12 protein-coding genes and 1 pseudogene are annotated in these 17075 nt (G+C 31.8%); 1 reads left to right on the top strand and 12 read right to left on the bottom strand.

Annotated elements, in window-relative coordinates; genetic code table 11:
- Positions 1 to 77 precede the first annotated feature (77 nt).
- From F5ESL0246_RS02965 to F5ESL0246_RS02925, 9 genes and pseudogenes are all read right to left on the bottom strand, one after another.
- A pseudogene (locus tag F5ESL0246_RS02965) lies at positions 78 to 1446 on the bottom strand (IS3 family transposase).
- Between the two features lie 109 nt (positions 1447 to 1555).
- Entirely contained in the window at positions 1556 to 3151 is a 1596-nt protein-coding gene (locus F5ESL0246_RS02960; RefSeq protein WP_122018030.1) for an ABC transporter ATP-binding protein, read from the bottom strand.
- 16 nt (positions 3152 to 3167) lie between these two features.
- On the bottom strand, positions 3168 to 5417 hold the full coding sequence (locus F5ESL0246_RS02955) for a lanthionine synthetase LanC family protein (protein WP_158592785.1): 2250 nt from the start codon (positions 5415 to 5417) through the stop codon (positions 3168 to 3170).
- Between the two features lie 991 nt (positions 5418 to 6408).
- Positions 6409 to 6636, bottom strand: a complete 228-nt coding sequence (locus tag F5ESL0246_RS02950; protein WP_122018028.1) for a hypothetical protein — start codon at positions 6634 to 6636, stop codon at positions 6409 to 6411.
- A gap of 108 nt (positions 6637 to 6744) precedes the next feature.
- Positions 6745 to 6951 carry a helix-turn-helix domain-containing protein gene (locus F5ESL0246_RS08495; RefSeq protein ID WP_369916906.1) on the bottom strand — a complete coding sequence of 69 codons (207 nt, stop codon included), beginning with the start codon at positions 6949 to 6951 and terminating at the stop codon, positions 6745 to 6747.
- Positions 6952 to 7181: 230 nt separating this feature from the next.
- Positions 7182 to 8267: a PTS sugar transporter subunit IIC gene (locus F5ESL0246_RS02940; RefSeq protein WP_122018026.1), complete on the bottom strand. Its 1086-nt coding sequence runs from the start codon at positions 8265 to 8267 to the stop codon at positions 7182 to 7184.
- Between the two features lie 192 nt (positions 8268 to 8459).
- Positions 8460 to 9845 (bottom strand): MFS transporter, encoded by a 1386-nt coding sequence (locus F5ESL0246_RS02935; protein WP_122018025.1) that lies wholly within the window; start codon positions 9843 to 9845, stop codon positions 8460 to 8462.
- Positions 9846 to 9955: 110 nt separating this feature from the next.
- Positions 9956 to 11305, bottom strand: a complete 1350-nt coding sequence (locus tag F5ESL0246_RS02930; protein ID WP_122018024.1) for a glucose-6-phosphate isomerase — start codon at positions 11303 to 11305, stop codon at positions 9956 to 9958.
- An 80-nt stretch (positions 11306 to 11385) separates the two neighbouring features.
- Entirely contained in the window at positions 11386 to 12009 is a 624-nt protein-coding gene (locus F5ESL0246_RS02925) for a VanZ family protein (protein WP_122018023.1), read from the bottom strand.
- A gap of 143 nt (positions 12010 to 12152) precedes the next feature.
- Between F5ESL0246_RS02925 and F5ESL0246_RS02920 the strand changes: the two genes are divergently transcribed.
- On the top strand, positions 12153 to 14348 hold the full coding sequence (locus F5ESL0246_RS02920) for a sulfatase-like hydrolase/transferase (protein WP_122018022.1): 2196 nt from the start codon (positions 12153 to 12155) through the stop codon (positions 14346 to 14348).
- A gap of 122 nt (positions 14349 to 14470) precedes the next feature.
- On the opposite strand, the gene F5ESL0246_RS02915 is transcribed toward F5ESL0246_RS02920, so the two are convergent.
- Genes F5ESL0246_RS02915 through F5ESL0246_RS02905 form a run of 3 tightly spaced genes read right to left on the bottom strand, consistent with a single transcriptional unit; the run spans position 14471 to position 17060 of the window.
- The gene (locus F5ESL0246_RS02915; protein WP_122018021.1) at positions 14471 to 15925 is read right to left on the bottom strand and encodes a HAMP domain-containing sensor histidine kinase; all 1455 of its coding nucleotides are present in this window, start codon (positions 15923 to 15925) and stop codon (positions 14471 to 14473) included.
- Positions 15922 to 16668, bottom strand: a complete 747-nt coding sequence (locus F5ESL0246_RS02910) for a response regulator transcription factor (RefSeq protein ID WP_122018020.1) — start codon at positions 16666 to 16668, stop codon at positions 15922 to 15924. Before F5ESL0246_RS02910 ends, F5ESL0246_RS02915 begins: the two co-directional genes overlap by 4 nt.
- Positions 16665 to 17060 carry an SdpI family protein gene (locus F5ESL0246_RS02905; protein ID WP_122018019.1) on the bottom strand — a complete coding sequence of 132 codons (396 nt, stop codon included), beginning with the start codon at positions 17058 to 17060 and terminating at the stop codon, positions 16665 to 16667. The genes F5ESL0246_RS02910 and F5ESL0246_RS02905 overlap by 4 nt, the downstream gene beginning before the upstream one ends.
- Between the last annotated feature and the right edge of the window lie 15 nt (positions 17061 to 17075).

The raw sequence follows: 17075 nt of genomic DNA, 5'->3' as shown, positions 1-17075 counted from the left end.
ACTATTTGAAATTTAAAAAATTTAAATAAAAAAGGATTCAATCTGAAGTACAACAAAAAAGTTAGACATTTTTAAATTTACATTATTGCTAATACACGATTCCGGTATTTTACCAGGGTCGTGTATTTTAGTTTGTTTAATCTTCTGATGTTGTTATACCAATAGACATATTTATGCAAAACTTCTTTCATTTCTGTTAAGGTTTCAATTTTTAGTCGGTTAATTGCTTAGCGCTTCATTAAGTTAAAGATTGTCTCACCTGGGACATTGTCATGGCAGGTACCCTTACGTGACATGCTTTGCGTAATGTTCATTTGCTTTAATCTAAGTTGATAACTCGGGCTTTGAGATTGTATTCCTTGGTCAGTATGTAAATCAACTGCTGAGCTTGCTTAGGGTTTGGTAAGTTGCTCTTAAGTTCAGTACATATCTAAAACTAAAGGTGGATTAGGTGAATAATTTACCTGACAAGCTAGAATTTCTAAACTGGCTTCATCAACTACTGGTAAAATATAAACTTTCTGGCCAGTAGGCAGTTTATATTCTGTAATATCTGTATATAAGACATGATAAGGTTTGGTTTCAGTGAATTTTTGTTTAAGGATATTAGGCGGAATTTTACCAACAGTGCCATGATAAGAACTATAACGAGCCGTCTGTTTATGATAAATCTTAGTTTTAAGACCCATTTGACGCATGATTCTTCTAACTATTCCTTGCGTTAAATGATAGCCTAAATCTGCTAGTGCTTTCCAAACTCGTCGATAGCCCATATGTTTCATGACTCTCTTCATAATAGAGCTGCTTAATTCTATTTTTCAAGTTATCATAGTAAGTTGGTCGTTTCAGGTTTAATTTTTTCAATAAGGTATTTAGTTTAATATCTTGATATTGCGCCCGAATATCTAAAATTATTTCTGTTTTTTGGCAGTTGGATATTTTGGATACCGAGCAGCCACTTTTTTTAGATCAAATTATCAATTTCTAAATTCTTAATCTTGGCATCACGTTCTAGAATAGCTTGTTCGTATTGTTCTCGCTCTGATAATGGTAATGACTTATGCTTATTTTCTTACGTTCTTTGGACATTTTAGCCGGCCGTCCTTTTGCCTTAGGCTTAAGTCTAGCTATTCCTTCATCATTAAACTTTCTATTCCATCTGAGAACCTGGGAGCGATTAATTTTAAAATGGGTCGCTACAGCTGCAAGATTATCTTGTTTTGTTAGATAGTATCTTACCACAGCCAGCTTAAATTCCAGAGGATAACTCTGATGTCTACGCTTAACTTTTAAACTAGATAAACCATTAGCTTGAGCAGCTTTAATCCACTGAGTAATAATGGATAAACTTATCTAATAATTTTTTGCTAGTGCAGTAGTAGATTCTCTACCATTAAGATACTTAATAACAATTTCTATTTTTAGTTCAGTGTAATATTTAATCATACAAAAAGTGCTCCTAATTGTTATTGTTAGTTCTATGTCTAACAATTATGGAGCACTTCAAAGTTATTCTAGAATTTTTTAGCTTTATTATTACGATTAGATACTATTACTATTTGTTGCTTGTAAGATGAATCTCGCGATCAAATATTTTATGCATCTTAGGAGTTAAATTATGAGCAATAAAAATGATGGTTGCACTACTTTTAAGTAAATTTTGTAAAATTACTTGTGTTGCAGTCGAATCAATCGCAGATGTACCTTCATCAATTAACACTATCTTGCTATTGTAAACTTCAGTTCTAGCAAGCACTATTTTTTGACACTGTCCTCCTGAAAGATTGCCTTTATCTAAGTCAACTACAGTATCAATTCCAGCTGGAAACTTTGCTAGATCACTTGTTAACTGTACACGCTTTGCCCAAATATTGGCCGATTTATTTAATTGAGAATCAAACATAGTTATATTCTCAATTATAGTTCCTGGAAAAAGTTTAGGATTTTGTGGTATATAACCTATTTGAGTTAAGTCAGGATTAATTACTTTACCGACTCCATTTTTAAAAACAATTTCACCATTCGATGGAGAAATTTCACCAAGAATCAATTTAAATAAGGTAGATTTCCCAGTCCCGCTATCACCAGAAAGCAGAATTTTCTCACCCGCTTTAATTTTTATATTCGGATAGCAAATATTTTCACCATTATCAAAATGTACTGCTAAATCTTTAATCGATAAGCTGTCAAAGAAATTTAAGTTCTCAACATTTTTTGTTTTTGCTAGTAAGAAAGAACAACTTTTTAGTACACGTTTATTTAGTTTCTTCGATGATTGTACTTTAGAAATAAACGTTGTCAATGATAACAGTTGACTAAAAATAAGACTAGTTAAATCTAGAATACTAAAAAAGGCTCCAAATTCAATTTGCTTATTTAGTACTAAAATACCAGAGGTCATTGCAACTAATCCCTGGGCCAACATATTTACCGCAGTGTTAATTGAATATAAAATATCTGACTTTGCTTCTTTATTAACAGTTGCCTGTTCCAACTGGTGTGAATTAAAGCTTAAAGTTGCTATCATTCGTTTGGAAGCATGATAACGCTGCAAAGTTGCAAGCCCACTTAGCCATTTATCAATAATGTCAAGATACCTACTATTTTTTAGTGAAACCTCATTAGTAGCTTTTTGTAAAGGCTCAGAAATCAATTTTGGAATGAATAAGACCATACTAGCTAGACCTAAAATTAGAAATACCAAATAAAAGTTAAACTTTATAATTACAACCGAAGAAAATACAATATCTAAAACTGTTACAAGAATATTAATCAAGGAATCTAAATAAGAGTCACTTAACATATTAATATCATTGGTCAACCTGTTTTGCATTTCAGAAACTGGAGTTGTATTATACTTGGTTAAAAAGTATTTATTTGTAATTTTATTTCTTATCTGATGTATGTATCCTTGAGATTGTTTAACAAATAAATAACCTAATAAGTATCTTAACAAATAGCCCAAAGCTGCCATTAGAACATTCATAAAGACGAAGTAAATAAATGAATTAAGCATTGAGTTACGCAATGAATTTGTCATTGGTGATATTAGGTAGTTTTCGTAAGCTTGGCAAGAACATGCCAAAACTGCAATTGTACTTACTAGTATTGATAGCCATACATTCGATTTAATAAAGTCTTTTAGTCTCATAATTTCCCTCCTAGAATCAAAACATCACTTTTGCAAAATCTAAAGCAAATAAAATACCTTCATTGCCATTTTCAAAGTCAAGTGTTCCTTGGGTATAAGTAGGAGAAATTATGTAAGTGTTATCATCATATTCTATGGCATAATATTCCAAGTTACTTATCATTTGTTTAATTTTACAATCTAACGATGTATCTGAAAATCCTTTTCTATATTTTACTAATGATAAAATTATTCCTCCAAGTCCATGATATAGAGAAGCATTCTTAGGAATTGTATTTTTGCTTAAGCTTCTTGCTAGTTTTAATATTAATTTATTATATGTATTAATATTAAAGTATTTTTTTATATTCAAGAGTACATAAAGAATACCTGCCGTGCCATCACTTAGATACGGTGATAAATATTTTGATAAATAGGTAACTTTATAGCCTATATTTCCATACGCCGATACTTGATACTCTTTAATAACCAAATTAATTACATTTTCCAACTTCAAAAGTTTCTCTTCAGAACAGCCATATTTATGTGCAATTTCTATAGAACAGGAAATTAAATTAATTATATTTTCTAAATAAAGATGCTCTACTTTTTCATTTTTCGCCAATAAATTAAGCTTTTCTTCAATGCAGTATAATGAATTCCAAACTTTACATCTTATTTCCTTTTTTTCAAAGTATTTCTCAACGTTTTGATTATTTCTTATTATGTTTAGCCAGACAAACTTTAATTTATCAGAATGGATGAAGTCATTATCCTTAGTAATATCTATCTTTTTATTTATATATAATTTGTCAAGTTTAGCACATTGAAGAGTCTTACTTAATTTTTTATACAGTTTGCCAGGAAATAGTGGCTGTTTAGTTTCTTTATAACAAATTTTACTATTACTATTTAGTTCATCTGTTATATTTTTCAAATCAATATTATGATATCTGATTAAATTTAATGACATATTAATAAAAAATTGTGGAATTTCGTTTTCTTTAGCAAATTTTTCAAAAAATCTAATTGTTGTATTTCCAGAAGTATCAACACCCAAAAACATGTTTGCTTTACAGAAAAAAGCAATAAGCAAATATCCAAGCTGTTCTAAGTCTTGCTCTTTTGGCATTAAATTTGAAATTTTATTATCAAAATATCCAAGAGTCCTGTAAAAAGCCTTATCCGTTAAATTGTTATTCCTAATAAAATGAGTTTGATCAAGATCTATAAATAATACCGTATCTGTATTCGGATTAACGATAATATTCTTGCTCGATATGTCACCAATAAAAATATTCATATCGTGTAGCTTGTTTACTTTATTAATTAAATCATTTATTATTTTTTTAAATTTAATTGTTACCTTCGATGATTTTTGAGTTTTAAAATTATTTTGTGGAAGTGCTCTAAAGTCGCCTACTTCCATTCCTTGCATATAACTCTCAACCAGAAAATAATCTTCTCCTTCGTAGAAGTCTTCAATGTACTCAGGAATAAAATTCAATTTCAGTTTTTTAATTATATGCTTCTCATTTTTTAGTTTTTCAATTGGAGTTGTTTCTCCATCAGAATATCCATAAGCAGCTGTCTTTAATACACAAAGTTTTCCATCTTTTGTTTTAGCAAAAAAAACAGAACCCGCTGCTTTTGAATTTAAAGCCTTAATAGGAATATATTTTTTATATACATATTTAGCATTAATCTTTACTTTATTTGTAGGGAATGGTTCATTTATAAATTGAGGTAACCTATAACTTAGAACTTGATAGTCTTCATAAAGTCGCTCTTTCTTTTGATTATAAATATATTTATCATTTCCTCTAATTACTCCATATCGATAAAAAATGTTATTTGAATTTTCATAGCGCTTATCAGTCAGAACATGTATCCCTTCCTCAACCTTTAAAGCATCAATGCAATATAACTGCTTTATAATGGAAACAAATTGATCATTTGTTTTGGGATACATTGTTATAAATTTGCCAGTAGACCATAGACTACTTATTCCAGAAAAGTTTTTACGTAATTCATTGAGATTAGATATGCATTTGAAACTAATCTTGTGCTTATTACAAAAATCAAAAATCAAATCAAGAACTTTTTGATAATTAAATATTGTTGCTGATATATGAATTTTAAATCCTTGATGTGGTAAATTATCAAATTTATTAAAATTAAATTGTAGATAATAATTATTGCTAGATCTTGAGATATTATAATTTTTTATGTCTTTAAGCTCTGTCGGTAATATAGATGTTTGATATTCTTTATTTCCAATGTCCAACTTGCTATTTATATACAGATACCTCATATTGATACACACTCGCTCTCTAATTAGTTTTATAAAAACATTTTAATAAATTATACATCTTTATTTTATTTTTAGTTGTAAAAGATGTATTTTTTATTCAGATAATGATCATTATCTGAATAATATTATTTTTTGAATCGAGGTTATACATCATGGAATTAATGACAAGTTTACAAGAATTGTCTACAAAAAATGTAGATTACATTTCTGGACCAGAATTGTTTAGTAAATTTTGTAGTAATAAATTTACTATATTTTGTGAAATTTAAACCGTATAGTATATTAAAAGCCCGTTAAAACGGACTTTTATTTTTGTTTATTTTTCAGCTTCACAATTAGACCAATTACTAAAAAAGCACAGTTTTAAACTGTGCTTTACCATACTTGCGTTTAACAGCTCTTTCTTATCAAAGAAATGCTTATCAATCACCTTGCATAGCACGTGTACAACGACTTGAAGAATCACCACAGTGATTACCAAACTTGCAATGGATGTTAACAAAGCTTTCTAGCTAAGGGCAATGAGATTAGTTATCTCATAATTGTTGATTGGTGTTAGACGATATTGCGTTTAACGCTATTTTTTTGCCTAATTTTTCAATTTGTTAGCGTTGCGGCTCACGTTTAATGAGTGCTGCAAAACGCTAGCGAGTTATTTTTAAGACTAATTGGAGCTACTACGACCCCCACAATCATTAATCAATAATCAAAATAAAGATCCTTGCTACACACTTTTACCTCCTCATTCATAATATATATCAGTTCACTTATGCTCTTGTTGCCATAGCGGAACTAACTAATATCAGTGACTACTTTTTGGTAAGGTTGATCGGTCTTAAACTTTTGTTGGAAGCGATTCTTGACCTTTTTGACTTGAGGACCTTTTGATGAATCCATACTTGCCTGCTCGCAGGTTATATTTACGCGCCAGCAGATTATGTTCTTTCATTAGCCGTATACACGTTTATGGTTTACCAGCAAGACCATATTTGATTTTTAACGTATCGGTCATGGCAGGTAGCCAAAGGCTAGGATTACGCTTTTTGACTACTTTTATCAGTGACAATAAAGCCTGGTCACTGTATCTTTTCTGCCGGCTACGCGGGTGATACTCATAGGTACTCTTGGCTAGAAAGCTATAACGCAACAGCTCCTGTAGTTGATAATCATGCTCATGCTTTAGCTTTTGCATGATGGTCCGTTCTTCTTACGTTGAACGTCTTTGCGCCGAGCTAAGGCTGCGACTTTTTTAGGTAGTCGTTCTCAATGTGGAGCTAGTGATTTTCTATGCGTAGGTGCTCTAATTCAGATAACTCGCTGCTAGTATATTAACTGATTTTTTCACCGGTGATCGACCTCGTTTGGTAAAGAGTGCATCAAGTCGGCCTTTATCAAAACTTTTTTGCCAATGCGCAATTAAGCTAGGCGTGGCAATTTTGAAGTGAATGGCAGTACTTTGATAGGTCTCATTATGTTCTTTTCTCCAGTTTAAGCCTTGTACTCCCAAATACTGGTATTGCAACCCATTGTCGATTATTTGATGTTACCCAGCCTCAATTATTTGAGCCGCATAACGGCTATTGTAACCTATTTTAATTAAGTTAAGCTCCTGTAATTTTTGTGCAATAGTAAATTTAACCACAGTAAAACCCTCCAGATGGATTTTCGCTCCAATCTAGAGGGTTAACTTCAGAAGTAAGTGAAGTGAGTCTTTTTTATTTACCTGATTACTTAGTATTATTCACCTAAATAAGCAAAAACTACCTTTTCATCATAAACTTTAAATAATTTTTCAAATACAAATTGACAAACAACTGCAACAACAGCTGGAATTATAATCCAAACAATAATTGCCATCACAATATTAATACTCAACTTACCAGCATCTAGTGAAGCTAACGGACCAACCAATCCTACTAACCCAAAGCCTGCTGAAGCGGGTGTTCCGCTAACATGGAACAAGGAAACAGGAATTGCAGAAATAATTGCAGTAATCAAAGTTGGTAATAAAATAATTGGATGGCGAAAAAGATTTGGCATCATCATTTTCATTGCTCCTAAGGCAATAGCAATCGTTACACCAGATTTATTCGTATGCCAAGAGTGAACAACTAATACGATGGTGGTAGCAGCAACCCCCATCGCAGCAGCACCAGCAGAAAGACCATGTAATTGAATTGCCATACCAATCGCAACTGTAGAAATTGGCGAAATAATCAAGACTGCAAACATGCAAGCAATTAAAATACACATTAAAATAGGTTGTAAATTTGTGAATGAATTGATAACATCACCTATCCAAGTTGTTAGCTTACTAACATATGGTAAAATTAACATACCAATATAGCTAGATCCACCCCCAATTAAAATTGGGGCAGCGACTATTTTGACTGAACCAAAATGTTGACCTACTGCTAACAATAGACCTACTGCAATTGCTGCTGTAATCATCGTATTAATTAAATCACCGGTACCTGCTGACACAAATAATCCTTGAGTCTTAGTAATTGGGTTTACAATTTGAGGAATAAATTTAGTTATTCCTGAACCAACATAAGCGGAAGCTGCAACTATTGCAACATCTAAAGGAATCATTTTAAACTGAATGGCAATTAGAGCACCAATTAGTAATGGGGTAGCACATTGAAACATCAACAATGCATGACCAATTTGAATTGTAATTGGATTTTGACCAAATAATTTTAAAATTGCGCTTATCACAGCGTTAGGAATTAAGCCAACAATGATCCCAGTCGCTGTACCGGATAAAATATTATTGAAAAAATTTTTAACAGTTAGTTTATTATTCCCTGTACTTGCCATAACATACTCCTTTATATTCTGATAAAGATTATCAATTGTATAAAAATACATTAATAATTATTAAATAATTGTTTATTATTTTATCATAATAAACAAAGAAGTCTATTACTTATATATATTTTGACAAAACAAAAAAAGAAGTATACTCTACTTCATTAACTTGAGATTTCAATTTTTAGGTAGCAATAAACATTATTCTGCCTGTTCTAGTCTAAACAGAGTTAGATAGCTCAATAATATTATTACACTAATAATCGCCATTACTACAAAAGCTATTTGAGTACCTTGCGCAGTCAACATCGCATAATTACCCGATTTTTTCTGCCAGGTTGAAACAATCGTAGCCATTACAGTCGTTCCCATTGAACCTGCATATTGCTGACCGGTTTGGAAAACGGCTGTTGCATCAGTATGTAATTCTTCAGGCTGCAATTTCGAGGCTTCAGCCATCGTATTATTAAAAGCCATTTGTCTTCCAATAATCATAATGCCATAAAAAATGCCAACCATTAAAGTTGAAATTTTTAATCCAAAAGCAGCAAACAATACACTTGCCGTAAAACAAAAGATCGTACCAGTTAATAACGGCACTTTAGCACCCTTTCTATCATAAATATCACCAAACCATGGGTTTAGAAGCCCGCTTAAAATACATCCGGGTAAAAGCACTAATCCACCAATAAGCGAATTTTCATGATTAACAATTTGAACATAATTTGGCAATATAAAACTAGTACCAATATTAATGAATTGTAAAAGCAAATATGAAATCATCGCAAAAATGAATGGTTTGTTTTTGAAAATCTTAAGATCAATTAACTTTTTATTACTTGTTTGCGAAAGTTTAATAAAAATCACAATTAAAATAGCAACAACTATCATGCTGACCCAGAACCCAGCATCGCCTAAACCATTACTAATTCGATTAAAACCTAGGTTGAAAATCACCATCGCCATAACGATAATTGCATAGTTTACCCAGTCAAAAGCCGGATCTGTTTTTTCATGATATTGCTCAATCACTGAAATACCTAATAACAAAATAATAAAAGCAAGACCAGCTACTATTTGAAAAATTAAGGGCCAGCCAAAATAATAAACAATTGAACCACCAAATGTCGGCCCTAATGATGGTGCCAAGATAATCACTAGACCAGTTATGCCCATATAAAAACCCCATTTTTCTTGTGGCATTAATTCAACTACAAGATTAAACATTAGTGGAATTGATAGCCCAGCACCAAATGAAGAAATTAAACGTCCCATCAACAAAATCCAAAAATTCGTAGCTATAGAAGCAATGAGTGAGCCACCAATAAAAGTAACTGCTGCTGTTAAAAACAATTGTCGTGCCGAGAAACGTTCATTTAAATATGAACTTGAAACCATAATTATGGCAATCATCAATAAATATCCAGTTGTAGTCCATTGTACTAATCCTAAACCAATGTGAAATTGTTTCATTAATGTTGGAAATGTAACATTAAGACTTGTTTCAGTTAAAATCGTAACGAAAGCCATTAGGGCACAACTAATGATTGCTAACACATGCTTAATTGAATTGCTTTTTTCGTTCATAAATCCTCCTTTGATAATCAAAAAAGAGTAAAAAGTTATCAACTTTTACCCTTTCCATAATTGAATTTACTTATAAAATTAAAATGTACAGGATGATTCTGTATCAATAGTTATTTTTTCTCGTTAAAGCGAGCTGAAAGATCATCATGTAATTCTTCATAACCAGGCTTATTTAAAAGACCGAACATATTTCGCTTATATGCCTCAACACCTGGTTGGTTAAATGGATTAATCCCATTTAAATATCCTGAAATCGCAATGGCAAGTTCAAAGAAGTAAATTAAATAGCCTAAAGTGTGTTCAGTTTGATCAGGAATATTAACAGTCATCACCGGAACACCACCATCAGTATGAGCTAAAACCACGCCTTCATAAGCGCGCTCATTAACAAAGTTCAAACTCTTACCGGCCAGGAAGTTTAACTGATCCAAGTTACGATCATCTGATGGAATTTCAACATCATTGGCAGGAGTTTCTACACGAATGACTGTTTCGAATAGATTACGTAAACCTTCTTGAATGTACTGACCCAAAGAGTGTAAATCAGTTGTAAAATTAGCACTTGCTGGCCAAATCCCCTTATTATCTTTGCCTTCTGATTCACCCATTAATTGTTTACACCATTCACTAAACATTCTCAAAGTTGGTTCATAGTTTTCAACAATTTCAGTAGTATATCCCTTACGATAAAGAATATTACGCAAAGCAGCATACTGGAATGGCGTTGCTTTAGTTAAGTCAGTATCATTGTAATCACTTCTTGCATCTGCAGCACCGTTCATTAATTGATCAATATCTGCACCTGAAACAGCAATTGGTAACAACCCAACAGCTGACAAAACACTATATCGACCACCAATATCATCTGGTACAACAAATTCCTCGTAGCCTTCAGCATCAGCTTCGGTCTTCAATGCACCCTTAGCTCGGTCTGTTGTAGCAAAAATTCTTCTAGTTGCTTCTTCTTGACCATATTTTGCAATTAACTTCTCTTTAAAGATTCTAAAAGCAACAGCTGGTTCAGTTGTTGTACCTGATTTTGAAATGACATTAATGCTAAAATCCTTATCACCAAGCCAAGCAATTAAGTCATGCAAATATGAGCCCGAAAGAGAATTACCACAGAAAACAACTGTTGGATATTTTTCCTTACTTTTGCCATAAAACGCACCGTTTAAAAATTCAATTGCCGCTTGGGCACCAAGATATGAGCCACCAATACCAATACAAACTAAAACTTCTGAGTCATTTTGAATTTTTTGGGCAGCTTTTTTAATCCTAGCAAATTCATCTTTATCATAATTAACTGGTAAATCAATCCAACCTAAGAAATCGCTTCCCGCACCAGTACCATCTTTCAATTCCTTACTTGCAGCGTCAACCATCGCCTGCATTTCACTTAACTCATTTTCATGAACAAATGGCTTTAATTTAGTGCTGTCAAATTTAACTAAACTCATAAAATACGCTTCCCTTACTGAATTAAATATTTATTTCACAAGAATATTTTAACAATCTTAAGCTTCAAATACCAGTGTTTTTAAATAGTTTTATAACTTTGCCATACTCGATTTATCAGCTTATAACACAAATATCCACCAGCTGCTCCACAAGCATTAAAGAAAACATCATCAATGTCACTGATACCTGTTGCAAGCAAGAATTGCATACTTTCAATAAATATTGAAAGTAAAACTCCTGCACCAAAAACCTTAGTAAAACTATTATTTTTTAAAAAGACAAATGGCATTAAGAACCCAAATGGAATGAAACAAAGTATATTCCCCAAAGAATTATAAATAAAATCGATTCTACTTTTTGCATAAATCATTTTCCAGGTTTTTTTAAAAAAGACAAGGTTAATGTCACTCAAGGAGCGATTAAAATTAAAGGTGAGCTCCCAAGGAAAATATGTATTACGAAAAGTTGTTAAAGACAATAATAAAATTAAATAAAAAGCAAATAACCAGACCATGAACTCAGATTTAATAGTTCTACGCTGTTTAATCAATAATAACCAGATTAAACGTAATATAATAAAAAGCAAAAAATAAAAAATTGTTTTATCAAGTGCTAGCATGGTTAGCTTAATCAGAGCAAAATGATTTACCCTAGTAGCTAAAAGTTGAGCAATAAAATTGTATAATGTTCCTAAAAAAATCATGTTTAATCAGTTCCTATAAAATAAAGTTCTTCTAAATTATATCTAAAATCAATTGATCATTTCTTAAAAAATGACTAACAATGCTGAAAAATTTGTCTAAAACTAGATAAACTTTTAAAATAGTCTGATAAGGAGCGTTCACTTTGAAAAAAAAGAATCTGATTAATTTTATTGAAACCCGAACTGGATTTTTTTCCCTCTTAGTCATTTTATTTACAATTAAATATATTTTTGCTGCTTATCATGACTTTAACTTAGGTATTTCGGATCCTTATCAACATATTATTATGTGGCTTAGTCCTATCGCCACCGCAATTTTACTTTTTAGTATTGGATTTTATTTTACTAAACCAATTATCTCATATTGTGTAATGATAATATTAGATATTGCAAATACAGGGCTACTTTTTGCAAATATATTGTATTATCGGCAGTTCTCGGATTTCATTACTGTCAAAACAATTACCAATGCCAGCAAGGTTGCTCCAGGTCTTGGTAAAAGCGCCGTTGCACTTTTGCAACCAACTGATCTATTATTATGGCTAGATTTACTAATTATAATTTTTTTGCTAATTAGTAAAAAAATTATAATTGAAGAAAAAGCATATGGATTACTCACTCCGTTTACAATCACAACTTTTGGCATCTTTATACTGATTTTAAACATCTTTTTAGCAGAATCATCTCGACCAAGACTTTTACGTACCACTTTTGACCGTTCTTATATTGTTAAATACTTGGGAATTGATACTTATACCATTTATGACGGCATTAAAAATGAACAAACAGAACAAGTTAATCGTAATGCCAATACCGCCGATTTAAATAAGATTATGACTTTTACTCGGCAAAACAAATCACCAGCTAATCAAAAATATTTTGGTGTAGCCAAAGGTAAAAATGTAATTATTATTCACCTTGAAAGTTTTCAGCAATTCTTAATTGACTTAAAAGTTAACGGGAAAGAGGTTACACCATTTCTTAATTCAATTTACCACAACCAACATTCTCTTAGTTTTGCTAACTTCTATCATCAGGTAGGAATTGGAAGAACAAGTGATGCAGAAACTATGCTTGAAACTGGGACTTACGGTATCTCTGATGGTTCACTTTTCACGGCTTTAGGTAGCACTAATACTTTTCAAGCTGCTCCACAAATTCTCAGGCAAAAAGGCAATTATACATCCGCAGTTTTTCATGGAAATGTAGGTACCTTTTGGAATAGAGATGATGTTTACAAGAACTTGGGCTATAATTATTTTTTTGATCAAAATTACTTTAGTCATGACAAAAATGACCATATTGGCTATGGATTAAAAGACAAGCTAATGTTTGCTGAAAGCATAAAATATCTGGAACGAATGCAACAACCTTTTTATAGTAAGTTCATCACAGTTACTAACCATACCCCATTTGATATGGATAGTGAAGACTTAGATCCAGATTTTAAAACTGCACAAACCAGTGATAAATCAATTAATAATTACTTTGAAACTGCCCATTATTTAGATCAGGCTGTCCATGAATTCTTTAATTATCTCCAAAAATCTGGTCTTATTAAAAATAGTTTAATAGTAATTTATGGTGATCATTATGGCTTAACTAATTCCGAAAACGAAACTCTTGCTCCAATTGTTGGTGAAAGCTCTGATACATGGAACGTTTACAACAATGTTCAAATGCAGCGCGTACCATTTATGATCTACTCTCCGTCATTAAAAGGAAAAATTAAACAACAAGTAGCCGGAGAAATTGATGTTTTACCAACCCTTCTTCACTTACTTGGAATTTCTAATCGACCTTACCTACAATTCGGTAACGACTTACTATCTTCTAAGTATCAACCCTGGGTAGTTTTCAGAAATGGTACTATTGTTAGTCAAAAATATATTATCGTTGGGAACAAGGGAATACATGGTTTGGTTTACGATCGTAAAACTGGCAAGCAGATTATTAATTTTACCCACCAAGAAGAAGTCGAAATTAAATATCTTGCTCGTCAAGGAAAAAAATCGCTTAAATATTCTGATTTACTTAATAATCACAATTTATTACGCTTTTATACACCTTCAGGGCTTAAACCTGTTAATCCATCTGATTTTGATTATTTAACCAATTTTCAACAAATGGAAGATCTACTCAATAGTCTAAAACGGAAATCAACTGCCCTGATTAGTCAATACCATAAGTCCACCACAGCTTTATATAAAACTAATGCTCCGGAGCTTAAAAAACGACAAGAAGAAATTAAAAAAGTTCCTGACTCTGTTTTAGAAAATCAATTAACTAATAAGAAAAATCAAACTAACGTCAAAAAGAGTAGCAATAATTCTGAATAATCAATTTCACTAAAAGTAAAAACTCAGTTCATCTATTAAATATCCCAAAACGATTAGCTTCAGGATTCATGATGAACTGAGTTTTTACTTTTCTCAATACATATATTCAATTCTTGAAATTATTAGTTTTCGGGAAGATATTGTTCAAATCCCTTGTCAAAAATTGTAATGGTAAACGTAGCACCATTATTTATACTAGATTTGACACTGATTTTACCGCCATGTTGTTTAATTAATGACAAGACTATTGACAAACCTAACCCCGATTCTCCAATACCCAAACGAGTTCTTGAAGGATCTGCCTTAAAAAATCGTTCGAAAATATATTTCAGTTGCTCTTCATTCATCCCAATTCCAGTATCCTTAACTGTTATTTCAGTACTATGAGTTAATCTACGACCACCAAGTGTAATCATGCCATTTTGGGTAAACTGAATTGCATTTTGAACTAAATTAACAATAATTTGCTTGAAACGATCACGATCAGCATAAATCTGCAAATCACTAGGTGCAGTAATTTTAAGTTGGTCATTTTCTTCTTTTGCATTACGTTTAAGCTGAAGACATACATCTTCCAATATATTTCGAGCATTAAATTTGGTTTTAACTAAATTAATCTGATTATTTCTAATTTTTTCAAAGTCCAAATTTTCATTGACTAAACGAATTAGGCGTTCAGTTTCACGTCTCATCAATGAAATTGACTTTGGTTTTGCATCTTGGGGAATTGCATCATACTGTAAACCTTCTAAGATCCCATTAATTGTAGTAAGTGGCGTCCTCATTTCATGAGCAGCATCAGCCATAAATTGATCACGTCTTTTTTCTTGATTTTTTATTACATCATTTGATTTTTTTAATGCTTGAACCATTCGATTAAAGTTACCTGACAACTGATCAATTTCATCATTTCCTTTATAATCAAGGTGAACATCAAAATCACCCGCAGTAACCTTTTTGGTAGCTTGAGATAAACGTTTGATTTTACTTGAAGCATAATACGATAATCCAAAGCTCAATACTAAACCAACACTGAGAGCTGTAATCAAGGCATTGATAAGATTATGTTTAGACATATTAATTGGCTGCTCTACGTTCTCAATTTTTTCTCCCAACCAAATTGCGCCGATTAGCTTGTCTCCATTCATCCAAGGTAATAAAACTCCAGTATAAGATTTTTTCGTATGGCCAATGTAAGTATGCGTATCGTTATTATTCTTTATCCTAATTTCTTGTCCTTGCTTTAGAATTGCAAAAACATCACTTGCTAAATGCAAATTTTTTCCTGCTTTAGGATAAACCTGATCTCCGTGAGCGTTAAAAACCCTTAGATAAAGATCATCACTGTGCAAAACAAACTGTAACTGCGATAAAAACTCTGAATTAAGGATTAGCGTGCCACTTTTTTGATCAGTTATAGCTAATGAGCCTAAGGCAGACGCATAATCTTCCATTCTCTGATAATTTTGAGAATATGATTGATTAGTCACATAAGTTATCTCTGAACAACCAATAATCGTTATCGTTGTCAAAATGATTAACAGAAAATTAAGCATATATTGATATATTAGCTTCATTTTTGATCCTGTGTGTCATCAAACTTATAACCTACACCCCAAACAGTCTGAATAACATTGGCTCCAACTTTTTCAAGCTTTTGCCTGAGCTTTTTAATGTGGGCATCAACAGTCCGCTCTTCACCAAAATAGTCATAACCCCAAATCATTTCGAGCAATTGATTGCGTGAAAAAACTTGCTTCGGTTTTTTGGTCATTATATAGAGCATTTCAAATTCTTTGGGTGTAATATTTTCAACTACTTTTTCATCAAATAACACTTCTCGTCTAGCCTTAGAAATTTTAATATGGTTAGTAACAATGTCATAAGTATCTACATTATAATTTTCAAGATTTTTATCTAATTTTATCGGTTCTTGGTTGTCTTCTATTGAAACTCGACGTTGCAAAGCCTTAATTCGTGCAATTAGTGCTAATGGGCTGAATGGTTTAGAAATGTAATCATCAGCTCCTTCATCCAATCCCAAAATTTGGTCTGTTTCACTATTTCGTGCAGTTAACATGATAATAGGAATTTTCGCCGAAATTACTCGAATTTCCTTAACTACTTGAATTCCATCCTTTTTAGGTAAGTTAAGATCTAAGGTAATTAAATCATATCGATCCGGATGTTTCTTAAACATTTCAACAGCTTGTATACCATCAGTAGCGACACTACTAATCCAGTCTTCTTTTGCAAAAAACATTTCCATCATTTCTGCAACTGAAGTATCATCTTCAATTATTAAAATTCTTAGTTTCATTTTCGATTTTTAAATCCTTTAGTTCTACCTTGACGTACATCGTCAGGATCAATATAATCTGCAGGTAGTTCATGACGGTCAAGAAGAAATTTCTTTAGGCTCTTTTCAGTTGCCATAATTGGAAATATCAAGAATAAATAGAATGTTAATAACCATAAGAAAAAATATTTATCCCAATTTAAAAGTCGAATTCCAACCCCTAGTGATAATTGAATTAACCCGAAAAAAATAAAATTCAAACTTGCACGTACTTGAGCAAAATGAAAACTGTGCTTATTGACTTGTGCTAAATATGAAAAATAGCCATAAAAATGATTAGGGTGTTCGGCAGGATAAACTAACCATAATAGTCCTACAGTTATTATAATCGAGCCACAAGCAATATAAATCATTTTAACCATCCCTTT

The sequence above is a fragment of the Lactobacillus sp. ESL0246 genome (assembly GCF_003692965.1).
GTDB lineage: Bacteria > Bacillota > Bacilli > Lactobacillales > Lactobacillaceae > Lactobacillus.
The sequence above is the reverse complement of the archived record's forward strand: the minus strand, read 5'-3'. Positions and strand labels throughout refer to the sequence as shown.